The sequence below is a fragment of the Mesorhizobium sp. ESP7-2 genome (assembly GCF_020164715.1).
Lineage (GTDB): Bacteria > Pseudomonadota > Alphaproteobacteria > Rhizobiales > Rhizobiaceae > Mesorhizobium.
Genome location: NZ_JAIUGQ010000002.1, coordinates 340,257 through 365,069 on the forward strand (window position 1 = coordinate 340,257; position 24,813 = coordinate 365,069).

Here is a 24,813-nt window from a genome sequence, read left to right on the forward strand (position 1 = left end):
CCATGCATGCGCCGGCCAATCGATGCCGCGTATCGGGAAAAATCTGCTAAAATTCGAAGCTATTTCAACGCGGCGACCAGGACTGCGTCGGGAAAGCAGGTGGCGGCCCGACCATTCTTTTCCTGCCATCTGCCAATCGAGCGGCGGGTCTTGAAGCCGGGCAGGCCGTCGGCGCTGCCGACGTCATAGCCCTTGGCTTCCAGCGACCGTTGCAGGGCGGCGATGTCGGAGCGGTGGAGATCGCCGACCGGACCCCAGCTGCCGGAAAAATTCTGATCGCCATGGGCGATGCGGTCGGCGCCATGGCCGATGAACAGCGCGTAGAGGTCGCTGGTGTTGTATTCCTTCAGCACGTAGAAATTGGGGGTCGCGATGAAGGCCGGGCCGCTGCGCCCGGCCGGCATCAGCAGGAAGCCTTCCGCCTTCATCTCGGCGGCCGGGAAGGCCTTGCCGCCGACGCGCTCGATGCCCATGGCGGCCCATTGCGATATCTTCTTGCCCTGGTCCGGACCTTCCAGCGAACAGGACACGCTCTGAGGCACGGTCACCTCGAAACCCCAGCCGCGTCCCCTCACCCAGCCGTAGTGGACAAGATAATTGGCGATCGAAGCCAGCACGTCGGGAGTCGAATTCCAGATGTCGACGCGGCCGTCGCCGTCGAAATCGACCGCATGCTTGAGGAAGGAGGTCGGCATGAATTGCGGCTGGCCGAGCGCACCGGCCCAGGACGATTTCATCGCGCCGACCGGGGCCAGCCCGCGCTCGACGATTTCGAGCGCCGCCATTAGTTCGGTGCGGAAGAAATCCTTTTTCGTCGACATGAACGCCTTGGTGCCCAGCACCTCGAAGGCATCGTAGGGCATCTTCGCCGCGCCGAAGCCGGTCTCGCGGCCCCAGATCGCCAGAGGGATTTCGCCCGGCACGCCATAGCGCTTTTCGATCGCGGCAAGCGTGCGGGCATTGGCGGCTTCGCGGGCGCGTCCGCCCGATGTCACCGCGCGAACCGTCTTCTCGGCAAAATAGGCGCCGGGCGAACCGAACTCGGCCTGGTGCTGCTTCTGCGGCGTCTTAGGCTTCTCGCCCGGCATGACAAGATCGGGGAGATTGAGATTGGGCTTGATGCCGTTGAACGCGGCATCGAACGTTTTCTTGGAAATGCCTTTCGCCTTGGCGTCGGGCCAGAGGTCGGTTTGGAGCCAGGCGCGGAACTGATCGTCGATCTGCGCGGCGGAGGCGGGGATGGTGAGAAAGATGGCGAGGAGCGCGGCCATAAAGAAAATAAAGCCGAATTTGCGAATGCCGCGTTTTGTGGCGCCCCCCTCTGTCCTGCCGGACAGCTCCCCCTCAAGGGGGGAGATTGGCAGCTTCGACCTTGCCGCCAATCTTGCAGCGTTGAAAATCAGCGACCGCAGACAAATCTGGCGATCTCCCCCCTTGAGGGGGAGATGTCCGGCAGGACAGAGTGGGGCGTGCACCACCAACTTCGAAGGAGACGCAATCATCGTGCCCATCCGCCCCGCCGATCTTGTCAAAACGCCGTTCGCGAGCGCAGCGCGGCGGCCAGCGTGCCTTCGTCGAGATAGTCGAGTTCGCCGCCGACCGGCACGCCGTGCGCCAGCCGGGTTATCTTGACCTCGAAGCCGGAGAGCTGATCGGTGAGGTAGTGCGCGGTGGTCTGGCCCTCGACCGTCGCGTTGACGGCGAGGATGACCTCCTTGACCTCGCCGCCGGCGATGCGGTCGATCAGCGAACGGATGTTGAGCTGATCGGGGCCGATGCCGTCGAGCGGCGACAGCGTGCCGCCGAGCACGTGGTAACGCACATTCATCGCCGCCGCCCGCTCCAGGGCCCACAGATCCGAGACGTCCTCGACGATGATCAGGGTGGCGGCATCACGACGGGCGTCCGTGCAGATCATGCAGGGGTCCGACGTATCGACATTGCCGCATGTCGAGCAGATGCGCACCTTGTCGGCCGCCTCGCCCATCGCGGCGGCGAGCGGCGACAGCAACTGTTCCTTCTTCTTGATCAGGTGCAGCGCCGCGCGCCTGGCCGAACGAGGGCCAAGCCCCGGCACCTTGGCCAGGAGTTGGATCAGGCGTTCGATCTCGGGACCGGCGATTCGCTTGGACATCGCTCTGATCTAGGATTTTTCAGAACGCTTTGAAACATCCCCATCGACGCATGGCCCGCCATGCTGCCATGCGGAGGGGATCAGTTGGCTTCGAGCGGGCGGCCCTGGCTGACGATCATCGCGCCGATGGCATCGGTGTTCTCAGGCGTCGACTGGAAGCCCATCGACGCTTCCTGCGGAGCGTCTTCAACCGAGGAGATGACCCTTTTGCTCGAGGTTCCGCTGTTCAAGGTTCCGCCAAAACGGGCGGCATCCGGCTCTTCCATCGGCTCCTGCATGGCAACTTCGATCGGCTTGGCCTGGATCCGCGCGGACTTTGCCGTCGGTGCTGCGGATGCCGTCAGATAGGTCTGCTGCGCGGGGGCGATGCGGGCGGGCGACGGCTTGGTCGCCGGTTCCGCGGCGGCGGTCACGTAGACCTGCTGTGCCGGAGCGGTGTGAGCGGTTGCCGTCTTGCTGGGGCGTGACGGTTCCGCCGCAGCGGTCATGTAGACCTGCTGTGCCGGAGCATTGCGAGCGGGCGTCTTGGCCGGGCGCGCCATCTCGACGGACGCGACACGCGTCGCGGGTACTCCCGGCAACGCGGTCGGCGGCTCGGCCGACGCTACCATCGGCTCATCCGGCAGCGGCTGCCAGTTGCGGCCGCGCTTTTCGTAGAAGGCATTGCCGCCCGCAACCATGGTGTAGTGCATGTTCTTGTAAGGGAAGCGCAGGCCGGCGGTGTGGAAATACATCGTGTTCTTGAGCTTGGCCTTGCGCTCGCCCTTGAGCACGGCGTCGGCGGCCTCCTCGACATCGGGCATTGCGCGCGAATTCATCGGCCTGGTCATGACGCCCGGCGCGAACTGCCCGGGTTCACCCACCACCTGGCAGATGGTGCTGCCATGATTGCCCGAGCGCAGCCGGTTCATCACCACCGTGCCGACGGCGATCATGCCGTCGCGGCTCGACCGGTTGGATTCGAAGAACATTGCCCGTTCCAGGCATTCCCTGTCCTTCGGCGTGTGGCTGTAGGCGCGCGAACTCAGGAAACTCGGCGTGATGGCGTCGGTCAGGCTGGCAACCGACATGCCGTGCGAGGTGGTCTGGCTGCAAGCGGCCAAGAAAAGGGGAGACGTGACGACGCCGAGCAACAGCGGCGTCTTCCATCGCATGGCGATCAACAGGTAACCCTCTCACTTCAATGCCCGCCCCCAGGCTGCGGCAAGAATGAGACACTTTCGGGCAAAATGATGGCCAAAACGTTATTAACGGCGGACTGTTGCCGAATTGACACAAATCGAGGCTTTCCAGATGGATCGAGCCGTCGTTTCACATAGACGATGACCACCTTTTCTTCGTTTCGCCGCAATTCCCTTGGGGAAGCGCCATGCGCTTTTCCCGGGAAAGCCGCGCCACGCTTTCTCAAAAACAGCCTATCGCCCGGCGGCGATTGCTGCCGGTCGACCGGGTTCGACCTCTTCGACCGTCTCTGAAAACAGGCCCCGCCCGAGAAACAGCGCCCGCGCCTCCCTGGCCGTCGGCGCGATCTTGCCCGGCCAGTCGCTGTCGATGAACTCGGCCTTGGTGAAATCAGGATTTGTTTCGGAGGCCGCCTCCAGGAATTCGGCGATTTCCAACACGATCGCGCGTTCGTCCTTCGAAAGCGCCGACGTGCCGGCTTCGATCGAAGGGCGGTGCACGAAATCCTCGAAGAGATTGAAGTAGCCCTTGATGCCGACGAGATCGACGCCCGCATCGCAATCGGCGAGGATTTCCAGAATCTCGTAGATCCTGTTGCGGATACGCTGCTCGATCAGTCTTTCGGACGGCTCGCCGATCATGGCCGCGCCGGTCTCAGCTTTATGCATATCGTTGCCCCAAAACCGCTGCGCACTTTTGGGCGACATGCATTAGAAAGGCAGTTTCATTCCTGGCGGGATGGGTAGGCCGGCGGTCAGCGCCTTGGTCTTTTCCTGCATGATCTGCTCGACCTTGGCCTTGGCGTCGTTGTGCGCGGCGAGAATCAAATCTTCCAGGATTTCGACCTCGTCTTCCCTAAACAAAGACGGGTCGATCTTCAGCGACTTGATGTCGAACTTTCCGCTCAACGTGACGCTGACCAAGCCGCCGCCGGCCTGGCCGACGGCTTCGACGGTGGCGATCTCGTCCTGCATGGCCTGGAACTTGGCCTGCATTTCCTTCGCCTTGCCCATCAGGCCGAGAAGATCTTTCATGGTCCGATCCTTTGCGGATTAGTGCTGGATATCAGGGTTCGTCGTCATCGGCCGGCGGCTCGACCGGCATTTCGGCCTCGCTCGTTTCGGCGTCCGGTGTGTCGGGAATGCGCACGTCGATGATCTTGGCGCCGGGAAAGCGGGCCAGGATGGCGGCCACGGTCGGGTCGTTCCTGGCATCGAGGAAGGCGTTTTCACGCTTCGTCGATTCCATTTCAGCCAGGGTCTGGCCGCCCTCCTCCTTCGACAGCGACACCAGCCAACTGCGGCCTGTCCAGGCGCGCAGTTTGGTCGTCAGTTCGTTGAGCAGCATCTTGGGCGCATCATCGGTCAGGCTGACGTCGATGCGGCCAGGCTCGATGCGCACGAGACGGATGCAGCGCTTGACCAGCACCTTGAAGGCGATGTCGCGCTGCGCGTCGGCGAGGGCAACGATGTCGGCCAGCGATTTCAGCGGTACGGCTTGCGTCTCCGGCGCTGGTTGCGGGGGCGCGACGAAGGCGGCCGGAGCCGGCGTGGCCTCGACCAGCCGCATCGTCTGCGCGCCGCCCGACCCGCCAGGCATGCGCGCCTGCGCCACGGCGCTGGCGCCATTGCCGCCAGCACCGCCATTGCCGGGGTTCACGGGCGCGCCGTTCGGGCGCGGCGCGGCACCAGTTGCAGAGGCGCCGCTCTCCAGCGATCTCAACGCCTCGTCCAATGTCGGCAGGTCGGCGGCGTGCGCCAGCCGGATCAACACCATTTCGGCGGCACTGACCGGCCGGTTGGACGACTGCACCTCGGGAATGCCCTTGAGCAGCATCTGCCAGGTTCGCGACAGCACGCGGACCGATAGCGCCCGGGCGAAATCGGCGCCGCGCTGGCGCTCGTCCTGCGACAGCGAGGCATCGCCCATGGCGCTCGGCACGAAACGCAGCCGCGTGACGAGGTGGTTGAACTCGGCCAGATCGGTAAGCACGGCGGCCGGGTCGGCGCCGGTGTCGTATTGCGCGCGGAATTCGCCGAGTGCGGCCGCCACATCGCCCTTCATCACATGTTCGAACAGGTCGACGATGCGGGCGCGGTCGGCCAGGCCCAGCATGGCGCGTACGGCCTCGGCGGTGACCGAGCCGGCGCCATGGGCGATCGCCTGGTCGAGAATGGAGAGCGAATCGCGGGCGGAGCCTTCCGCCGCGCGCGCGATCATGGCCAGCGCGTCGTCGTCGACCGAAATGCCTTCCTTGCCGGCGATCGAGGAGAGATGCGCGACCAGCGCGCCAGCGTCGATGCGCCTCAGGTCGAAACGCTGGCAGCGCGACAGGACCGTGATCGGAACCTTGCGGATCTCGGTGGTGGCGAAGATGAATTTGACGTGCGGCGGCGGCTCTTCCAGCGTCTTCAGCAGGCCGTTGAAGGCCTGCGTGGACAGCATGTGCACTTCGTCGATGATGTAGACCTTGTAGCGGGCCGAGACCGGCGCATAGCGCACGCGCTCGATGATGTCCCTGATGTCGTCGATGCCGGTGTGCGAGGCGGCGTCCATCTCGATGACGTCGACATGGCGGCCTTCCATGATCGCCTGGCAATGCTCGCCGAGCACGGCGAGATCGACCGAGGGCTGGTCAACGGTGGCGGTTTTATAATTCAGCGCTCGCGCAAGTATGCGCGCGGTCGTGGTCTTGCCGACGCCGCGCACGCCGGTCAGCATCCATGCCTGGGCAATGCGGCCGGTGGCAAAGGCGTTGGTGAGGGTGCGCACCATCGGCTCCTGGCCGACCAGCTCGGAGAAATTCGACGGACGGTATTTGCGCGCCAGCACGCGGTAGGCCGCGGCCTTGCCCGTCGCCAGACTATCGGACCCCGAATTTCCGGCTTCGCTCATTCGCCCGTTAAGCTCCAAAAGGCCGCGCCCGAAGGCGCCGATTCCTGCGCATAGTCTCGCCCGCGCTGCAATGCGTCGTCAATGTCGCGAGGAGGGCCGATGAGGTGGGAGGCTGGAACAATGACCCGTTCCGGGCTCGTTAGGGCTGCTTCCTTCCGGACCTGACCCGGTTGGCGAGTGGATCGTCCACCACCAACCTCCCGCTGTCCATATCGGCAATTGCGCGACGAAATGCAAGTGCGCAGGCAAATCGGCACCGCGAAGCACTGGATTCGCTTGCAGCCCCGATGCGGCCGCTCTAGCGTTCAGGGTTTGAGGAAACCAAGAAAAGCAAGGGAAACGCCGATGCTGCCGGGCCTGAAGGCCGGATTCACGCTGGATGCCCGGCTGGAGGCGGACAGCGAGCAGTTGATGTGGCTTGGGCTGTGCGAATTGCGGGTGATGAACGACCGCCGCTGGCCATGGCTGCTCCTGGTGCCGCAGCGCCCGGGCGCTGAGGAGATCCACGACATGACGCCGCTCGACCAGGCGATGCTGACCTTCGAGACCAATATGGTGGCGCAGGCGCTGAAGAAGGTGAGCGGCTGCACCAAGATCAACACCGGCGCGCTCGGCAACATCGTGCGCCAACTGCATGTCCATATCATCGCACGGTCCGAGGGCGATCCCGGCTGGCCCGGCCCGGTGTGGGGGCATGGCCTGCGCGAGCCGTACGAGCGTTCCGACCTGCGCCGGTTTGCCGAAACGATAAGGGCGGCGCTATAAGCCTTCCCCGTGTCCATCCCAAGCATGTCCATCCCAAAGCACCAGAGTCCATATGAGCTTCCGCCTGTTTGACGCGCCCCTGCGCGAGCCGAGCCAGTTCGTCGGCTTTGCCGGCAACACGATCGACCGGCAATCCGAGAACCGCGCCGACGATTCGGTCGACAAGGCGCTGGCCGATCCGACGACGCGACTGCTTTTGATGAATGGCGGCCGGCTCCACCTGAAACTGGCGGATGGCGGTTTCGATCCTTGGCACCGCGTCGCCGAGAGCGAGCCCTTCAGCCCTTCCTTCGACCAGGGCGTCCTGCTCGGCTTTTCCGAACAGGGGCCGGTGCTGGCGGTGCTGGCCGGCATCGATCCCGAACAGTTGCCCGAAACCGTCAAGGCGATCGATTACCGCTCGGTCTACATGCAAGGGCTGATCGACGAGGCCGCCGCCGGCGCGATGGCGCAAGGCGCCGCCCTGCTCGCCTGGCATGCCAGCCACCGCTTCTGCAGCAAATGCGGCACCGAATCGCAGATGCGCGCGGGTGGTTACAAGCGCCATTGCCCGAATTGCGGCACCGAGCATTTTCCGCGCACCGACCCGGTGGCGATCATGCTGACGGCGACGCGGGAGAAATGCCTGCTCGGGCGCGGCCGGCATTTTGGGCCGGGCATGTATTCGGCGCTTGCCGGCTTCATCGAGCCCGGCGAGACGATCGAGGCGGCGGTGCGCCGCGAAACGCTGGAGGAGGCCGGGATCCGGCTCGGCCGCGTCGTCTACCATGCGAGCCAGCCGTGGCCGTTTCCCTACTCGCTGATGATCGGCTGCTTCGGCGAGCCGCTCAACGAAGACATCCAGGCCGATCTCGACGAATTGGAGGACTGCCGCTGGTTTTTGCGCGACGAGGTGCGCCTGATGCTGGACCGTACACACCCCGACGCCCTGGTCACGCCGCCGAAAGGCGCCATCGCGCACCACCTCATCCGCGCCTGGGTCGACAGCGAATAGCGAATATCGAAGTCATTGCAGGAGAGACAAATGATCCGTCACACCGTCGTCTTCACGCTGAAGCATCCGCCGCATTCGCTGGAGGAAAAGCGGTTCCTCGTCGACGCCAGGAAGATCCTCTCGGCGATCCGGGGCGTCACGCATTTCGAGCAATTGCGGCAGATCAGCCCCAAGAACGACTACCAGTTCGGCTTCTCGATGGAGTTCGCCGACCAGGCCGCCTACACCAGGTACAACGACCATCCCGACCATGTCGCCTTCGTGCGCGACCGCTGGGTGCCGGAGGTCGAGACCTTCATGGAGATCGACTACGTGCCGCTGGGCTGGTAGCTCAATCCGCCACCTTCCACTGCTCGCGTGACTCGCTGGCCGGATAGACGCCAAGTATCCTCACCTCGCGCGAGAAGAACCGCAGTTCGTCCAACGCCAGCTTGACCAGCTGATCGTCGGGATGGCCCTCGATGTCGGCGTAGAACAGCGTCGCCGTGAAGGCGCCGAGCTGATAGCTTTCCAGCTTGGTCATGTTGATGCCGTTGGTGGCGAAGCCGCCCATCGCCTTGTAGAGCGCGGCCGGCACGTTGCGGACGCGGAAGATGAAAGTCGTCATCATCTTGACGTCAGGTGACGGGCGCTCGGCCCATTGCTTGCTCTTGGTCAGGACCACGAAGCGAGTGACGTTGCTGTCGGTGTCCTCGACGTTCTCCTCGATGATGTCGAGCCCGTAGAGCGTCGCGGCCAGCGCTGGGGCCAGCGCGGCCATGGTGCGGTCCCTGACTTCGGAGACCATTTTGGCGGCGCCCGCCGTGTCCCCGGCGACTACCCCTTTCCACCCGTTCTTGCGGATGTATTTGCGGCACTGGCCGAGCGCGTGGATGTGGGTGTGCACGGTCTTGATCTCGTCGCGCTTGACGCCCGGCAGCACCATCAGCTGGAAATGGATCGGCAGGAAATATTCGCCGACGATGTGCATCCTCGATTCCGGCAGGAGGTGATGGATGTCGGCGACGCGTCCGGCGATAGTGTTCTCGATCGGGATCATGGCGAGATCGGCCTTGCCGGTCTCGACGGCATTGAACGCGTCCTCGAAGGTCGGGCACGGCAACGGCTCCATCGAGGGATAGACGTTGCGGCAGGCGGTGTCCGAATTGGCGCCCGGCTCGCCCTGGAAGGATATTCTGTTGGTCTTTTCAGGCATGCTGATATCTCAGTTTGAAAGGATTTCCCTGGCACGTTCCAGGTCATGCGGCGTGTCGACGCCAAGCGGCAGCGACTGCACGATCTCGGCGTCGATGCGCATGCCGGCTTCCAGCGCCCGCAGTTGCTCCAGCCGCTCGCGGCGCTCCAGCGGCGACGGCTTCAGCGCGACGAAACGCTCGAGCGCGGCGCGGCGATAGGCGTAGAGGCCGACATGGTGATAAAGCGGCCCGTCGCCCCAAGGTGCCGTGGCGCGGGTGAAGTACAGCGCCCGCAACCGCGTGCCGGAGAGCGGCGACCCGACGATCTTGACGACGTTGGGATTGGTCTTTTCCTCCTCGCGGATGATCTCGACGCCGAGCGTGGCGATATCCACCGAGGCGTCCTCGAACGGCCTCAGCGAGGCCGCGATGATCGCGGGATCGATGGTCGGCAGGTCGCCCTGCACATTGACGATGGTTTCGACCTTTTGCGCGGGGTCAAGTTCGAGCAGAGCTTCAAAGATGCGGTCGGAACCCGATTCGTGGTCCATGCGCGTCATCACCGCCTCGAAACCATGCGCGCGCACCGCCTCGGCCACGCTTTGCGTGTCGGTCGCCACCGCCACCCGGCCAAGGCCGGCTTCGGCCGCACGGCGGGCGACATGCACGATCATCGGCGCGCCTGATATATCGGCCAGCGGCTTGCCCGGCAGCCGTGTCGAGGCCATGCGGGCCGGTATCAGGATCAAGGTGGACATCGGTCTGGCAAGGCGTCCGAAACGAGGAGGGGAAAAGTGGCAAAAGGTCTCACTGGCAGCGCCCTTATAGGTGTTGCAACGCCCGAGCAAAAGACCTAGTTTCCGCCCGATTTGACCGGCTCTGGAGGGCAGGTCTCGATACCGACGGACGGAGTGGACGGATCAGTCCGCCGGAAAAGGGAGCAAGGGGCGAATGGATTCCAACGAAGTCAACAAACTGCTCGCCGGATTGCTCGGAACCGTTTTCGTCGTCTTCTCGGTCGGGCTGGTATCGGACGCGCTGTTTGCCTCGCCGGCCCCGGAAAAGCCCGGCTTCGCCATCGAGGCCGCGGAGCCCGCCGAAGGTGGCCCCGCCGCTCCGGCAGCGGCCGAGAAGCCGATCGCCGACCTCCTGGCCAGCGCCAGCGTCGAAAAGGGCGCTGCCATCTTCAAGAAGTGCCAGGCCTGCCATTCCGGCGAAAAGGGCGGCCCCAACAAGGTCGGTCCGGATCTCTGGGACCTCGTCGACCGCCCGGTCGCCGAGCATGAAGGCTTCGCCTATTCGGCCGGCATGAAGGAATTCTCCAAGGGCGGCACCGAGAAGTGGACCTATGACAACATCAACCACTTCATCACCTCGCCGAAGAAATTCGTGAAGGGCACGGCGATGGGCTTTGCCGGCCTGCCCAAGGAAGAAGATCGCGCCAACGTCATCGCTTATCTGCGCACGCTGTCGGACAACCCCAAGCCGCTGCCGGCACCGGGTGCCGCCGCGGACGCCTCCGCGCCCGCCAAGCCGGCCGATGGGGCCGCTCCGGCGAAACCCGCGGCGCCTGCCGCGCCTGCGCCGGCCGCACCGGCAAAATAACCGGAAATGCCGTGATCATCTTGAAAAAGCCGGGTTCTGCCCGGCTTTTTCGTTAGGAAAAGCTCCGATGCGGCGACAAAGCCGCGCATGGCGGTTTTCACGAGCGCCAAATCATCTAGATTGCGTCTGGATGATCCGCAGGCATGGCGAAGAGGGTGGTGCATGACGGTTGGCCGAACGGTTCTAAGGTCGTTGCTGACGGCGGCCCTGCTGGCGGTAGGGTTGCAGGCGACCCTGGCCGACGAGTGGCGCACCACCTCATCGCTGATCGGCGAATCCAAATACGGCGACAATTTCCAGCACTACGACTACGTCAACCCGAACGCGCCCAAGGGCGGCACACTGAATTCAGTGGTGCTCGGCACCTTCGATAGTTTCAACCCCTACATCGTCCAGGGAACGCCGGCGGCAGGTCTCGTCGGATTCGGCGGCGGCCTGCTCTACGACACCCTGATGGAGCAGGCGACCGATGAGGGCAGCGTCAGCCATCCGCTGATCGCCGACGCCTATAAATATCCGGCCGACTACTCCTCGGCGACCTACCGGCTCGATCCGCGCGCCAAATGGCATGACGGCCAGCCGATCACCGTCGACGACGTGATCTGGTCGTTTCAGGTGCTGAAGGCGAACAGCCCGCAATACAACCGCTATTTCGAAAATGTCACCGACGCGGTGGCGGTTTCCGACCGCGAGGTCGAATTCCACTTCAACCAGAAGGGCAACCGCGAACTGCCCAAGATCATGGGCGATCTTGCCGTGCTGCCGAAGCACTGGTGGGAGGGTACCGATGCCAACGGCAAGAAGCGCGACATCACCAAGTCGACGCTGGAAATTCCACTCGGCTCGGCGGCCTACAAGATCGCCAGCTTCAAGCCTGGCTCCGAAATCATCTGGCAGCGCGTGCCGGACTATTGGGCTGCCAAACTGCCGGTGAAGGTCGGCCGCGAGAATTTCGATACGCGCCGATACACCTACATCCTCGACGACAATGCCGCCTGGCTGGCCTTCACCAAGGGCGGGCTGGAAGACGTCCACCGCGAAAACAGCTCGCGTAAATGGGCGACGGCCTACAATTTTCCGGCTGTCCAAGCCGGTGATGTCATCAAGAAGGACTTCCAGACCCAGTCGCCGCAGCCGATGCAGGGCTTCGTTCTCAACCAGCGGCGGCCGCTGTTCCAGGACCGGCTGGTGCGTGAGGCACTGACCATGCCGTTCGATTTCGAAAGCATGAATCGTACGTTGTTCTTCGGTTTCAATACCCGCACATCGAGCTATTTCCAGGGCACCGAACTGGCGTCCAGTGGATTGCCGCAAGGCAAGGAACTGGAGATCCTGGAAAAATATCGCGACAAGCTGCCGCCGGAACTCTTCACACAGGAATTCAAGCTGCCTGTCTACGACTCTCCGCAAGCGGAGCGAAAGTACCTGAAGCAGGCCGTCGATCTGTTCGCAAAGGCCGGATGGGTCATCAAGGGCGGCAAGATGGTCAACGCCAAGACAGGCGCACCGTTCAAGTTCGAGATCCTCGGGTGGAACGACACAGACCAGGTGATCGCCAGCCCCTACATTGCCAACCTGCGCAAGATCGGCGTCGACGCTACTCTGCGCATCATCGATCAGACGCAGTACATCAACCGCGTCAACAACTTCGATTTCGATGTCGTGACGGGTCTGTTCGGCCAGTCGGATTCGCCCGGCAACGAGCAGCGCGATTTCTGGAGCTCGAAAGCCGCCGATGCGCCTGGTTCGCGCAACCTGATGGGCATCAAGGATCCAATCGTAGACGCGCTGGTCGATCGCATCATCTTTGCCACCGATCGCGATGATCTCGTCGCCGCGACCCATGCGCTCGACCGCGTCCTGCTGTGGAACTTCTACGTGGTGCCGCAATATTACCGTTCCGCGGTCTGGCTGGCCTATTGGAACAAGTTCAAGTTCCCCGACAAGCAGCCTGCCTATGTGGGCGTCGACATCGATTCCTGGTGGGTCGATCTCGACAAGGAAAAAGCGCTGGCGGCCAAATACAAGGGCGGTAATTGATGGGGCGGCAATCGATGACGGTGCTACCCCGCCGCAATTTCCTGGCTTTGGGCGGCGCCGCCGCTGCCGCCGCCCTGATGCCGGGCAAAGCCTTCGCAAGCATTGCGACCGGGACCAAGCTGCACGGTCTGTCCGCCTACGGCGACCTCAAATACAAGCCTGATTTCCCGCATTTCGACTATGTCAATCCTGACGCGCCCAAGGGCGGCCAGATGAATTTCGCGCCGCCCAACGCAACCCTCAATCAGAGCTTCCTGACTTTCAACACGCTGAATTTCCTGGTGTTGAAGGGGGAGGCGCCGCCGCGCGCCGAACTCTGCTTCGATTCCCTGATGACAAGCGCCCTCGATGAGCCGGATGCGGTCTACGGCCTGCTTGCCGAGTCCGTCACGCTGTCGCAAGACCGCAACGGCTTCCGCTTCGTGCTTCGGCCGCAAGCGCGTTTCCACGACGGCTCGCCGCTGACCGCAGAGGACGTCGCCTTCGCGCTGAAGCTTTACAAGGACCAAGGTCACCCGAACCTTTCCAAGGCACTGCGGCATATGACGGAAGCGGTCGCGGTCGATCCGACCACGCTCGAGCTGACCTTCAATGGCGAGCAGTCGGCGCAAAACATCCTGGCGGTCGTGGTAATGCCGATCGTGTCCAAGGCCTTTTATACGGCCAATAAATTCGACGCCTCGACGATGACACCGCCGCTCGGCTCCGGGCCTTACAAGATTGGGCGCGTGGCGGCCGGACAGACTGTCGAATATGAGCGCGTGGCCGACTATTGGGGCCGCGATCTCCCTGTGAACCGCGGCCTGTACAATTTCGACCGCATCCGCATCGATTTCTACCTCGACCGGCAGGCGGCCTTCGAAGCGTTCAAAAAAGGCGACACGCATTTTCGCGAGGAATTCACCGCGCGCGTATGGGCGACCGGATACGACTTTCCAGCGTTGAAGGACGGCAAGGTCGTCAAACGGGAATTTCCCGGCGAGAAGACGCCGGACATGCAGGGCGTCGCTCTGAACCAGCGTCGTCCGCAATTTCGCGACGAACGGGTGCGACGGGCGATCGCCAGATGCTTCGATTTCGAATGGATGAAGCGGGCGCTGTTCTACGGCTCCTACGAACGTGCTCAGTCGAATTTCGAACGGTCGGATTACAAGGCAGAAGGGCTGCCCTCGCCCGAGGAATTGGCCCTGCTGGAGCCGTTCAGGGCCGAGTTGCCGCCAGAAGTCTTTGGTGAAGCGGTGACGCAGCCCCTCTCCGACGGTTCGGGCCATGACCGCAAGCAGCTGGGCGAGGCTTCGCGATTGCTTGCGCAGGCCGGCTGGAAACGTGCCGGCAGTTTCCTCGTCAACGACAAGGGTGAGCGGCTGCGGGTTGAAATGCTGGCGGAGGATGACGGCATCGTTCGCATCTACACCCCGTGGTCCGAGAATATGAAGGCGATCGGAATCGACGCATCGATCCGGCAAGTCGATTCAGCGCAATATGAACAGCGGCAGAGCGATTTCGACTTCGATCTCGACATGCTGCATTGGTCGATCGGAGCGACACCGACCGATGACGGGCTGGAAATGCTCTATGATTCCCGGATGGCTGACATACCGGGGCAGCGCAATTATCCGGGTACGAAAAGCAAGGCCATCGATGCGCTGATCGTGGCGGCCGGCAAGGCGCAAAGCCGCGTAGAACTGGTCACCGCGCTCAGGGCGCTCGACCGGGTCTTGCGCGCGCGGCTAGACTGGATACCAACATACTATCTGGCGAATCACCGCGTCGCCTATTGGGACATGTTCGGCTTTGTCGAGCAAAAGCCCGATTTCGGCTTTCCGGTCGAGACGCTGTGGTGGTTCGACAAGGGCAAGGCGGCAAAAATTGGCAAAGGCTGAATTTCTTGCGGGTGTTGGCGCTGCCCCTCACCTGCCTGCCGGCATCCTCTCCCCGTATAGTGACGGGGAGAAGGGCGCTCTCATCGGTGATTTCGCCAACTGCAAACGTCGCGATAAGAGCGCCGAGGCCGCGGCCAGTCCCTTTCTCCCCGTCACTATACGGGGAGAAATATCCGGCAGGACATTGAGGGGCGGCGCCGGCGTCGACAATTGGCCTGAAGCGACTGCCTTGGGGGTGCCGCCAGACATGGTGGCTCTCCCTGAGGAGGATACCATCTGATGGGCGCCTATATACTGCGCCGTATCCTTTTGATGATCCCGACCCTGTTCGGCATCATGGCGATCTCCTTCGCCGTCATCCAGTTCGCGCCTGGCGGCCCGGTCGAGCAGGTCATCGCCAAGCTGACCAACCAGGGCGGCAGCGACCGCCTCGGCGGTGGTGGCGGTGATGCTGGCGGCTCCAATTTCGACGCCGCCGGCGATGTCGGTTCGAAATATCGCGGCGCCCAGGGTCTCGACCCGGAATTCATCAAGAAGCTGGAGAAGCAGTTCGGCTTCGACAAGCCGCCGCTCGAACGCTTCGGCATGATGCTGTGGAATTACGCCAGGTTCGATTTCGGCAACAGCTATTTCCGCGATATTTCGGTGCTCGACCTGATCCTCGAGAAGATGCCCGTTTCGATTTCGATCGGGCTCTGGATCACGCTCCTGTCCTATCTGATCTCGATCCCGCTCGGCATCCGCAAGGCGGTGAAGGACGGCACCCCCTTCGACGTCTGGACCAGCGGCGTCGTCATCGTAGGCTATGCCATTCCGGGCTTCCTGTTCGGCATCCTTTTGATGGTGCTGTTCGCCGGCGGCTCGTTTTGGGACTGGTTCCCGTTGCGCGGCATCGTCTCGGACAATTGGGACCAGTTGTCGTGGCCGGCCAAGATCGCCGACTATTTCTGGCACATGACCTTGCCGCTGACGGCGCTGGTGCTGTCGGCCTTCGCCACGACGACGCTTTTGACCAAGAACTCGTTCCTGGAGGAGATCCGCAAGCAGTATGTGGTGACGGCGCGCGCCAAGGGCCTGTCGGAACGGCAGGTGCTTTACGGCCATGTGTTCCGCAATGCCATGCTGATCGTCATCGCCGGCTTCCCGGGCGCCTTCATCTCGGCCTTCTTCACCGGCTCGCTGCTGATCGAGAACATCTTTTCGCTCGATGGCCTCGGCCTGCTCGGCTTCAGGTCCGTCGTCGAGCGCGACTATCCCGTGGTGTTCGCCAATCTCTACATCTTCTCGCTTCTCGGCCTGTTCATCGGGCTGCTGTCCGACCTGATGTACACCTGGGTCGATCCGCGTATCGATTTCGAGCGGAGAGACGTCTGATGTCGGAGGCAAGCGTTACCGCCGGTGTCTTGCCGGAGCGGCTCCCACGGCCGTTCCTGTCGCCGCTCAACAAGCGCCGTCTGCAGAATTTCAAAGCTAATAAACGCGGCTTCTGGTCTTTGTGGATTTTCCTCGTCTTGTTCGTTTTGTCGCTGTTTGCCGAGTTCATCGCCAACGACAAGCCGATCATCGCGTCCTACAAGGGCGAAATCCTTTTCCCGGTGATGGTCGCCTACCCGGAAGAAAAATTCGGCGGCTTCTATGCCGTCACGGACTACCGCGACCCGGTGATCCAGGACGAGATCAACGCCCATGGCTGGATGGTCTGGCCGCCTATCCGCTACTCCTACCAGACCGTCAACAACGCCATCCCGGAAGCAGCACCCGCCAAGCCGTCCTGGGAATATGACGCCAAGACGCGCTGCAACCAGTATCCGCAAGGAGCCGATGACCCGGCCTGCAATGTCGGCAACTGGAACTGGCTCGGTACCGACGACCAGGCGCGCGACGTGCTGGCGCGCGTCATCTACGGCTTCCGCATTTCAGTGCTGTTCGGCCTGATCCTGACCGCGGGCTCGGCCTTGATCGGCGTCGGCGCCGGTGCCTTGCAGGGCTATTTCGGCGGCTGGACCGATCTGCTGTTCCAGCGCTTCATCGAGATCTGGTCGGCCATTCCCGTGCTTTATCTGCTGCTCATCGTCGCCGCCATCCTGCCGCCGGGCTTCTTCATCCTGCTCGGCCTGATGCTGCTGTTCTCCTGGGTGGCGCTGGTCGGCGTGGTGCGGGCGGAGTTCCTGCGCGCCCGCAACTTCGAATATGTCAACGCGGCGCGCGCGCTCGGCGTGCGCAACCGCACCATCATGTTCCGGCACCTGCTGCCCAATGCGATGGTGGCGACATTGACGTTCCTGCCCTTTTTGCTGAGCGGCTCGATCTCGACACTGACCTCGCTCGATTATCTCGGCTTCGGCCTGCCGCCCGGCTCCGCCTCGCTCGGCGAACTGCTCAAGCAGGCACAGCGCAACCTCAACGCGCCTTGGCTCGGCATTTCCGGCTTCGTCGTCATCTCGCTGATGCTGTCGCTGCTGGTTTTTGTCGGCGAGGCGACGCGCGACGCCTTCGATCCGCGCAAGACGTTCAAATGAGCGAAACCCCCTTGCTCAGCGTCCAGGACCTCAGCGTCGCCTTCAGCCAGGACGGCGGCCAGTCTGTCGCCGTCGACCACATCTCGTTCGACATCGCCAGGGGCGAGACGGTGGCGCTGGTCGGCGAATCCGGCTCCGGCAAATCGGTCTCGGCGCTGTCGGTGCTGAAGCTGCTGCCCTACCCCAGCGCCAGCCATCCCTCGGGCAAGATCCTGTTCCAGGGCGCCGACCTGCTGGCCATGAGCGAGAAGCAATTGCGGCAGGTGCGCGGCAACAAGATCACCATGATCTTCCAGGAGCCGATGACCTCGCTCAATCCGTTGCACACGATCGAGCACCAGATCGTCGAAATCCTGAAGCTGCATCAGGGCATGGGCGATCGTCCGGCCAAGGCGCGGACGCTGGCCCTACTCAACGAGGTCGGCATCCGCGATCCACAGAAACGGCTCGACGCCTATCCGCACCAGCTTTCGGGCGGCCAGCGCCAACGCGTCATGATCGCCATGGCGCTCGCCAACGAGCCGGAACTGTTGATCGCCGACGAGCCGACGACGGCGCTCGATGTCACCGTGCAGGCGCAGATCCTCGAACTGCTCGCGGGCCTCAAAAGCCGCAAGGGCATGTCGATGCTGTTCATCACCCATGACCTCGGCATCGTACGCAAGATCGCCGACCGGGTCTGCGTGATGACCAAGGGCAAGATCGTCGAGACAGGACCGACCAAGGACATCTTCGCCAACCCGCAGCACCCCTATACGCGCCACCTCCTGGCCGCCGAGCCGAAAGGCAAGCCGCCGGCCGCCAATGCCGGCGCCAAGCCTGTCATGACCGGCAAGGACATCAAGGTCTGGTTTCCGATCAAGCAGGGCTTCTTCCGGCGTGTCGTCGATCACGTGAAAGCGGTCGACGGCATCGATGTCACGGTGCGCGCCGGCCAGACGCTGGGCGTGGTCGGGGAATCCGGTTCGGGCAAGACGACGCTCGGCCTGGCGCTGGCGCGCATGATCTCGTCGACCGGAGCCATCCAGTTCAACGGCCGCGACATCAACCAGCTCACCTTCAACGCCATGCGGCCGCTCAGGCGCGAACTGCAGATCGTCTTTCAGGATCCGTTCGGTTCGCTCAGCCCGCGCATGTCGATCGCCGAGATCATCGAGGAAGGCCTGAAGATCCACGAGCCGAAACTGTCACCCGACGAGCGCGACGACAAGGTCGCCGCCGTGCTGAAGGAAGTCGGCCTCGACCCGGCGACCCGCAACCGCTATCCGCACGAATTTTCCGGTGGCCAGCGCCAGCGTGTCGCCATCGCGCGTGCCATGGTTCTCAACCCGCGCTTCGTCATGCTGGACGAGCCGACATCGGCGCTCGACATGAGCGTGCAGGCGCAGGTCGTCGATCTCCTGCGCGATTTGCAGGCCAAGCACGACCTCGCCTATCTCTTCATCAGCCATGACCTCAAGGTCATCCGGGCGCTGGCCAACGACGTCATCGTCATGCGCAACGGCCAGATCGTCGAAGCCGGCACGTCCGAACAGATTTTTGGAAATCCGCAAACCGACTATACTCGGGCGCTGATCTCGGCCGCCTTCAAGATCGAGACGGCGCCGACAGGCGTGGTCAGCGAGTGATCCGCACAAGGAAGGACTGAACGAACCGCGATGGAAAAAGGCCGTATCCTGCTTGCCGTCACCGGCTTTCATCCGCAGCGCTGGCGCGACCTGTTGTCGGCCGAGCGCGAGGTGGTGCTGGAGCCGGACGGCGCCAAGGATCCCTCGATCACCTATGCGGTGGTGTGGAAGCACAAGCCCAATCTGATGTCGTCGCTGCCCAATCTGCGCGCCATCTTCTCGATCGGCGCCGGCGTCGACCATATCTTCGCCGATCCCGGCCTGCCCGACGTGCCGATCGTCAAGGTCGTCGCCGATAACTTGACGCAGTACATGACCGAGTACGTCGTCTGGCGAGTGCTCGACCATCATCGCCAGGGCCTGCTCTACCGGTCGCAGCAGCTGAAGAAGATCTGGCACGAACCGCAACAGAGGCCGGCCGGCGACATTTCCGTCGGCATCATGGGTCTCGGCAGTCTCGGCCGGGCCGCGGCCTCGGTGCTTCTGTCGCTCGGCTTCGCGGTCAATGGCTGGTCGCGCAGCGACCGGCCGATGAAGGGGGTGGCGACCTATTCCGGCGAAGCGGGCCTGATCCCGTTCCTCAACGCCACCGACATTCTGGTGGTGCTCCTGCCGCTCACTCCGGACACGCAAGGCATCATCAATTACGGCGTGCTGAAGGAATTGCGCAAGCGCAACGGGCTTGGCGGCTCGGTGCTGATCAATGCCGGACGCGGGCGGCTGCAGAAGGATGCCGACATCGTTCGGGCCTTGGACGACGGCACGCTGAAGGAAGCGAGCCTCGACGTGTTCGAAGTCGAGCCGCTGCCGAAGACCAATCCGCTGTGGCGCCATCCGAAAGTGTTCGTGACGCCGCATGCCGCGGCGACTTCCGATCCCGTGCACCTGGCGCCGATCATGCTGCGCCAGATGGACGCCTTCGAGCGCGGCGAGAAGCTCGACAATCTGGTGGACCGCAAGGCGGGATATTAGCCAGACGTCGTCGTCACCTGGCCAAGTCCCAGTCCTGAAAACATTTCTTGATCGCCCGAACCGAAGGCAGCTGCAGCTTTGGCAGGTCGATCCGCTCGAACATCGCCCTGTATCTCTGCCGGTTTTCCGGCGTGGCCACGGCGATGTGGTGGATCATGTCCCATTTGATGCTGTCGCGCCCGCCTTCCAGGCCACCGCGCCTCTCCCTCTCGAACAGGGTTCGCCTGAAATAACGCAGCAGACTTGCCGAGGTGGAGATGTCCAGCAGGATCAATCCCGTCGAGCGCTGGAAGCGTTGCGGCATGCAAACCGAGTAGTTTCCGTCCATCACCCACCGCTCGCCGGCGATCGCGGCGTCATGCAAGGCAATGAACTCGTCCCTCGGGCGCTGCTCCCAATCCGTGTTGGGCAGATGAAAGAGCAGATCGAGATGGATGGGCGTCAGGCCACGCTTGCGCGCGATCGCGTCGGCAAGCGTCGACTTGCCGCTGTTGGACGGCCCCAAAATACAGATGCGGTCGCCTAAGTCCGAGAGATTCACCGGATGGAGCCTTGCGATTGGATCATCAGCCGGGCAGAGCGAACTTCTTCTGCTTGTCCGGCTTGCCGCAGTCGCGGCGGTCGATGGACCGGTTCATGGCATCGATTTCGCCTGACGCCTTGTCGCTGTCGCGCTCGGCCTTGGAGCGCAAGTCGGGCGTGAACGGGCCGAAGCCCATGGCAGGATTGGAGAAGGCCGGCTTGGCGGTCGTCGGGAGGTTGTATTGCTGCGCCAGCCCGTTGCGTTGCGCCAGCAACTGATCGCATGGCACGGTGTCATATTGCAGCGAGGACTCTACGTTGGCGTCCTGCCGCTGGGACGCTGAATTGCCGACGCAGCCGGTGGTTGCCAGGCAAGACGCCAAGATCATCATGTTCCAGCGCATCGAAGTGCTCCTCCTGGTATCCCGCCCTGACGCGACCAGATCGCAAATATCAGTCGCGCACGCAAATCGGACTTTTTCGCAGCAGTACAAAGGGCTGCCCTCACATGGCATGAGCTTTCCGTGCCACGACGGCCAGGCCTTTGACGGGCTCGCGGCGATCCTGCCGGATGGTGGTTGGCTCCAATGCCACAATTGAAAAGCCATTGGCCTCGAGGGTCCGTCCAACATAGCCCTCCGAATGGGCATAGCGCCGCGACGGCTGCAGCGCGAAGTCGCCGCCATCCACGAGGGTCTCGACGGAAAAGGCAAACAGGCCGCCCTCGGCGAGCAGGCCGGCGACTGTCTCGACCAGGCGTTCGATCGCGCCGACATAGATCAGCACGTCGGCTGACGTCACCAGATCGGCCTTGTAGCCGGAATAGGAAAAGTCCTGCAAATCCGCTTTTGTCAGCGCGTCATAAATACCTTTTGCCCGCGCCTTCCTCAGCATCCTTGCCGAGATATCGACCCCCTCCAGCCGGTCGACGATCGGCCTCAGCCTCTCGCCCATCAATCCGGTGCCGCAGCCCAAGTCGAGCGCGAGGCGGAAGCGGCCCGGCCTTGCCTTGCGGATGGCGGCGTCGAGTACCTCGGGCAGCCGGTAGTCGAGCTTACCGACCAGCATCTCCTCGAATGTCTCCGCATAGTGGTCGAACAGCGTTTCGACAAAGGCACTGGGCGGCGCCATGGAGACCGGACCCTTGCCGATCAGCTGCAATTTGAGGGCCGCGCCCTGGCGATCGGCCGGATCGAGTCTCAGCGATGTCATCCAGGCTTGCGCCGCCAGGTCGAGCCTGCCTGATGCCTCCTGCATCTCGCCGAGCCGAAACCAGCCCATTGCCCATTGCGGCGCCAGTTCCAGCGCACCGAGCAGCAACTCGGCCGCAGCAGTATGATCGCCTGAGGCAAAGAGCATTTCGGCATAATCTGCACGGCGATCGGCGTTCGGGTCGCCCGACGAGGTCTGAAGCGGTTTCATGATGATGGTTCCACCGGCAGGGTAGCCGGCCGCCATCTCTGTAGAGCAAAGCATGCCGAAGCTGAACCGAATTGAGCTGGCTTTGCCCGGGGAGTCAGCAGTCTGGGGCAACGGGCTTCTCGCAGCGGAATTATATCCTATCTTGGGACCATGCGCGCCAGCGACCTGCTTCATCCCCGGCCCGAAGGCCTCTACTGCCCGCCGGGCGATTTCTTCATCGACCCGGTGCGGCCGGTGAACCGGGCGCTGATCACCCACGGCCATTCCGACCATGCTCGTTCCGGCCACGGCTCGGTGCTTGCGACGCAGCAGACGCTCGATATCATGGGACTTCGCTATGGCGAGGATTTTGCCGGGACGACGCAGGCAGCCATGCTCGGCGAGACGATTGCCATCGACGGCGTCGATGTCACCTTTCATCCGGCGGGCCATGTGCTGGGTTCGGCGCAGATTGCTGTCGAGCACCAGGGCAGGCGCATCGTCGCCTCCGGCGACTACAAGCGGCAGAAGGATGCGACCTGCGCGCCGTTCGAGCCGATCCGCTGCGACGTCTTCATCACCGAGGCAACCTTCGGCCTGCCGGTGTTTCGCCATCCACCCGACACGGAAGAGATCGCCCGCCTCTTGAAATCGGCGGCGCAATTTCCGGAGCGCTCGCACTTGGTCGGCGCCTATGCGCTGGGCAAGGCGCAGCGCGTGATGCGGCTGCTACGCGACGCCGGTTACGACAAGCCGCTCTACATCCATGGCGCGCTGGCCAAGCTCAGCGCGTATTACCAAAGCCAGGGCATCGATCTCGGCGAACTCGAGCCGGCGACGGTGGAGAGCGGCGGCAAGCAGGATTTCGCCGGGGCCATCGTGGTCGGCCCGCCATCGGCCTTCGCCGACCGCTGGGCTCGGCGCTTTCCCGATCCGATCTCGTGCTTTGCGTCGGGTTGGATGCGCATCCGCCAGCGCGCCAAGCAAGGCGGCGTCGAACTGCCGCTCATCATCTCGGATCATGCCGACTGGGACGAACTGATCGTCACCATCAAGCAGACCGGCGCCGAGGAAATCTGGGTCACGCACGGCCGAGAGGAAGCGCTGGTGCGCTGGTGCGAACTGGAAGGGATAGCGGCCAGGCCACTGCATCTGGTGGGCTATGAGGACGAGGGCGATTGATGGCACTTTTTGATCTGCCAATCGCCAACGCCGAGCCCTACGGCGCCCCTCTCTGTCCTGCCGGACATCTCCCCCTCAAGGGGGGAGATTGGCAGTTTTGCCGCCGGCGCTTCTTCTGCAACGCCGGAGGTTGGCGAAAGCGGCGGTGGCATCTGATCTCCCCCCTTGAGGGGGAGATGGCCGGCAGGACAGAGGGGGGCGCCTCGCGCCGGCTTTCACTACTGGCGTGGTGCGTCCAGCCATGAACCGCTTCGCCGAGCTTCTCGACCGCCTGGTGCTGATGCCATCACGCAACGGCAAGTTGACCCTTTTGACCGACTATTTCCGCAGCGTCGAGGATCCCGACCGTGGGCTGGCGCTGGCCGCGATCACCGGCGATCTCAAAATTGCCGCCGTCAAGCCGGCCATGCTGCGCACGCTGGTCATCGAACGCATGGACCCGGTGCTGTTCGGCTATTCCTACGACTATGTCGGCGACCTCGCCGAGACGGTGTCGCTGGTCTGGCCGCAAACGCCTGGCGGGATCGCGAACCGCGAGCCGACGCTTGGCGAAGTTGTGGCGAAGCTGCAGGCGGCGAGCCGCTCCGATGGACCGAAGGTGCTGGCGGGGCTGCTCGACAGCGCCGGCATCTCGGCGCGCTTTGCCATCATCAAGCTGGTCACCGGCGGCCTGCGCATCGGCGTCTCGGCGCGGCTGGCCAAACAGGCGCTGGCCGATTTCGGCAAGGTCGACGTGGCCGAGATCGAGGAGCTCTGGCATGGGCTGTCGCCGCCCTACACGGCGCTGTTCGCCTGGCTGGAAGGCAAGGCCGAAAAACCGCGCAACACGGCGCTGGCGCTGTTTCGCCCGGTCATGCTGTCGAATCCGATCGGCGACGGCGATCTCGAAAAGCTCGATCCCTTGGACTATGCGGCGGAATGGAAATGGGACGGGATCCGCGTCCAGGCGGTGGCCGAAGGCGGCATCCGCCGGCTCTATTCGCGCACCGGCGACGATGTCTCAGGCGCCTTTCCAGATCTCGCCGACGCCATGAACTTTTCCGCGACGCTCGATGGCGAATTGCTTGTCGGCGATCCGCGAGAGGCGACGGGAACCTTCTCGGACCTGCAGCAGCGGCTGAACCGCAAGACGGTGACGCCGAAGATGCAGCAGCAATATCCGGCCTTCATGCGCTGTTACGACCTGCTGCAGATCGGCGCGGAGGATCTGCGCCCACTGTCCTTCCGCGAGCGGCGCGGCCGCCTCGAAACCTTCATCGGGACGCTCGACCCCAGCCGCTTCGATCTTTCCCCCTTCGTCCACTTCACGGACTGGCAGGCGCTCGAGGACCTGCGCCGCGCGCCGCCGCATCCGATCATCGAAGGGGTGATGCTGAAGCGCTGGGACTCGCCCTATGTCGCTGGCCGGCCGAAGGGGCCGTGGTTCAAATGGAAGCGTGATCCACACACGGTGGACGCCGTGCTGATGTATGCCCAGCGTGGCCACGGTAAGCGCTCGAGCTTCTATTCCGACTACACGTTCGGCGTCTGGTCCGGAGCCACGGGCGAGGAGGAACTGGTGCCGGTCGGCAAGGCCTATTTCGGCTTCACCGATGAGGAGCTGAAGCAGATCGACAAATATGTCAGGGACAACACCGTCGAGCGCTTCGGACCGGTGCGCTCGGTGCGCGCCGATCGCGACAATGGCCTGGTGCTGGAAGTCGCCTTCGAGGGGCTCAACCGTTCGACCCGGCACAAATCGGGTGTGGCCATGCGCTTCCCCAGGATTTCACGGCTGCGCTGGGACAAGCCGGCCAACGAGGCCGACCGCATCGAGACGCTGCAGGCGCTGCTCGACCGCTAGGACGTAGTGACGATTTAACGGGTTGGGATTCCCAAGGAAGCGCAAATCAGATTCAACGCTGATTTTTGGAGGT

23 protein-coding genes and 1 other RNA gene are annotated in these 24,813 nt (G+C 63.3%); 12 read left to right on the forward strand and 12 right to left on the reverse strand.

Annotated elements, in window-relative coordinates:
• Positions 1–59 precede the first annotated feature (59 nt).
• The 7 genes from LB543_RS03930 to ffs form a co-directional block, all read right to left on the reverse strand.
• Positions 60–1,271 (reverse strand): lytic murein transglycosylase, encoded by a 1,212-nt coding sequence (locus LB543_RS03930; RefSeq protein WP_224613112.1) that lies wholly within the window; start codon positions 1,269–1,271, stop codon positions 60–62.
• A gap of 257 nt (positions 1,272–1,528) precedes the next feature.
• Positions 1,529–2,134, reverse strand: a complete 606-nt coding sequence (gene recR, locus LB543_RS03935; RefSeq protein WP_140757910.1) for a recombination mediator RecR — start codon at positions 2,132–2,134, stop codon at positions 1,529–1,531.
• 80 nt (positions 2,135–2,214) lie between these two features.
• On the reverse strand, positions 2,215–3,297 hold the full coding sequence (locus tag LB543_RS03940; protein ID WP_224613113.1) for a cell wall hydrolase: 1,083 nt from the start codon (positions 3,295–3,297) through the stop codon (positions 2,215–2,217).
• Between the two features lie 252 nt (positions 3,298–3,549).
• The gene (locus LB543_RS03945) at positions 3,550–3,957 is read right to left on the reverse strand and encodes a hypothetical protein (RefSeq protein ID WP_140810943.1); all 408 of its coding nucleotides are present in this window, start codon (positions 3,955–3,957) and stop codon (positions 3,550–3,552) included.
• A gap of 69 nt (positions 3,958–4,026) precedes the next feature.
• On the reverse strand, positions 4,027–4,350 hold the full coding sequence (locus LB543_RS03950) for a YbaB/EbfC family nucleoid-associated protein (protein WP_224613114.1): 324 nt from the start codon (positions 4,348–4,350) through the stop codon (positions 4,027–4,029).
• Positions 4,351–4,381: 31 nt separating this feature from the next.
• Entirely contained in the window at positions 4,382–6,211 is a 1,830-nt protein-coding gene (locus tag LB543_RS03955; RefSeq protein WP_224613115.1) for a DNA polymerase III subunit gamma/tau, read from the reverse strand.
• A gap of 104 nt (positions 6,212–6,315) precedes the next feature.
• Positions 6,316–6,412, reverse strand: an RNA gene (gene ffs, locus LB543_RS03960) — signal recognition particle sRNA small type.
• Positions 6,413–6,556: 144 nt separating this feature from the next.
• Here ffs and LB543_RS03965 point away from each other — a divergent pair.
• Genes LB543_RS03965 through LB543_RS03975 form a run of 3 tightly spaced genes read left to right on the forward strand, consistent with a single transcriptional unit; the run spans position 6,557 to position 8,300 of the window.
• Positions 6,557–6,976: an HIT domain-containing protein gene (locus LB543_RS03965; protein ID WP_140507712.1), complete on the forward strand. Its 420-nt coding sequence runs from the start codon at positions 6,557–6,559 to the stop codon at positions 6,974–6,976.
• 52 nt (positions 6,977–7,028) lie between these two features.
• Positions 7,029–7,970 (forward strand): NAD(+) diphosphatase, encoded by a 942-nt coding sequence (gene nudC / locus LB543_RS03970; RefSeq protein WP_224613116.1) that lies wholly within the window; start codon positions 7,029–7,031, stop codon positions 7,968–7,970.
• Positions 7,971–8,000: 30 nt separating this feature from the next.
• The gene (locus LB543_RS03975) at positions 8,001–8,300 is read left to right on the forward strand and encodes a Dabb family protein (protein WP_140757914.1); all 300 of its coding nucleotides are present in this window, start codon (positions 8,001–8,003) and stop codon (positions 8,298–8,300) included.
• 1 nt (position 8,301) lies between these two features.
• On the opposite strand, the gene LB543_RS03980 is transcribed toward LB543_RS03975, so the two are convergent.
• On the reverse strand, positions 8,302–9,165 hold the full coding sequence (locus LB543_RS03980) for a prephenate dehydratase (protein WP_224613117.1): 864 nt from the start codon (positions 9,163–9,165) through the stop codon (positions 8,302–8,304).
• 9 nt (positions 9,166–9,174) lie between these two features.
• Positions 9,175–9,903, reverse strand: coding sequence for a 3-deoxy-manno-octulosonate cytidylyltransferase (locus LB543_RS03985; RefSeq protein WP_224613118.1), 729 nt, complete (start codon positions 9,901–9,903; stop codon positions 9,175–9,177).
• A 193-nt stretch (positions 9,904–10,096) separates the two neighbouring features.
• On the opposite strand from LB543_RS03985, the gene LB543_RS03990 reads away from it, so the two are divergent.
• The 7 genes from LB543_RS03990 to LB543_RS04020 all read left to right on the forward strand — a co-directional run bounded on the left by LB543_RS03990 (position 10,097) and on the right by LB543_RS04020 (position 19,792).
• On the forward strand, positions 10,097–10,750 hold the full coding sequence (locus tag LB543_RS03990) for a c-type cytochrome (RefSeq protein WP_224613119.1): 654 nt from the start codon (positions 10,097–10,099) through the stop codon (positions 10,748–10,750).
• Positions 10,751–10,912: 162 nt separating this feature from the next.
• Positions 10,913–12,790, forward strand: a complete 1,878-nt coding sequence (locus tag LB543_RS03995) for an extracellular solute-binding protein (RefSeq protein ID WP_224613120.1) — start codon at positions 10,913–10,915, stop codon at positions 12,788–12,790.
• A 14-nt stretch (positions 12,791–12,804) separates the two neighbouring features.
• Positions 12,805–14,673, forward strand: coding sequence for an extracellular solute-binding protein (locus LB543_RS04000; RefSeq protein WP_224613121.1), 1,869 nt, complete (start codon positions 12,805–12,807; stop codon positions 14,671–14,673).
• A 279-nt stretch (positions 14,674–14,952) separates the two neighbouring features.
• Entirely contained in the window at positions 14,953–16,047 is a 1,095-nt protein-coding gene (locus LB543_RS04005) for a microcin C ABC transporter permease YejB (protein WP_140757920.1), read from the forward strand.
• The gene (locus tag LB543_RS04010) at positions 16,047–17,192 is read left to right on the forward strand and encodes an ABC transporter permease (protein WP_224594231.1); all 1,146 of its coding nucleotides are present in this window, start codon (positions 16,047–16,049) and stop codon (positions 17,190–17,192) included. Before LB543_RS04005 ends, LB543_RS04010 begins: the two co-directional genes overlap by 1 nt.
• Positions 17,189–18,820, forward strand: a complete 1,632-nt coding sequence (locus LB543_RS04015) for an ABC transporter ATP-binding protein (RefSeq protein WP_224613122.1) — start codon at positions 17,189–17,191, stop codon at positions 18,818–18,820. Before LB543_RS04010 ends, LB543_RS04015 begins: the two co-directional genes overlap by 4 nt.
• A 30-nt stretch (positions 18,821–18,850) precedes the next feature.
• Positions 18,851–19,792 (forward strand): 2-hydroxyacid dehydrogenase, encoded by a 942-nt coding sequence (locus LB543_RS04020; RefSeq protein ID WP_140757923.1) that lies wholly within the window; start codon positions 18,851–18,853, stop codon positions 19,790–19,792.
• Between the two features lie 13 nt (positions 19,793–19,805).
• Here LB543_RS04020 and LB543_RS04025 read toward each other — a convergent pair whose 3' ends face one another.
• From LB543_RS04025 to LB543_RS04035, 3 genes are all read right to left on the reverse strand, one after another.
• Positions 19,806–20,333, reverse strand: a complete 528-nt coding sequence (locus LB543_RS04025; protein ID WP_224613123.1) for an AAA family ATPase — start codon at positions 20,331–20,333, stop codon at positions 19,806–19,808.
• A 25-nt stretch (positions 20,334–20,358) separates the two neighbouring features.
• Entirely contained in the window at positions 20,359–20,718 is a 360-nt protein-coding gene (locus tag LB543_RS04030; protein WP_224613124.1) for a hypothetical protein, read from the reverse strand.
• Between the two features lie 100 nt (positions 20,719–20,818).
• Entirely contained in the window at positions 20,819–21,736 is a 918-nt protein-coding gene (locus tag LB543_RS04035) for a class I SAM-dependent DNA methyltransferase (protein WP_224613125.1), read from the reverse strand.
• A 150-nt stretch (positions 21,737–21,886) separates the two neighbouring features.
• On the opposite strand from LB543_RS04035, the gene LB543_RS04040 reads away from it, so the two are divergent.
• Both LB543_RS04040 and LB543_RS04045 read left to right on the forward strand, forming a co-directional pair.
• Positions 21,887–22,897, forward strand: a complete 1,011-nt coding sequence (locus LB543_RS04040; protein WP_140757927.1) for a ligase-associated DNA damage response exonuclease — start codon at positions 21,887–21,889, stop codon at positions 22,895–22,897.
• 241 nt (positions 22,898–23,138) lie between these two features.
• The gene (locus tag LB543_RS04045; protein ID WP_224613126.1) at positions 23,139–24,740 is read left to right on the forward strand and encodes a cisplatin damage response ATP-dependent DNA ligase; all 1,602 of its coding nucleotides are present in this window, start codon (positions 23,139–23,141) and stop codon (positions 24,738–24,740) included.
• Positions 24,741–24,813 lie beyond the last annotated feature (73 nt).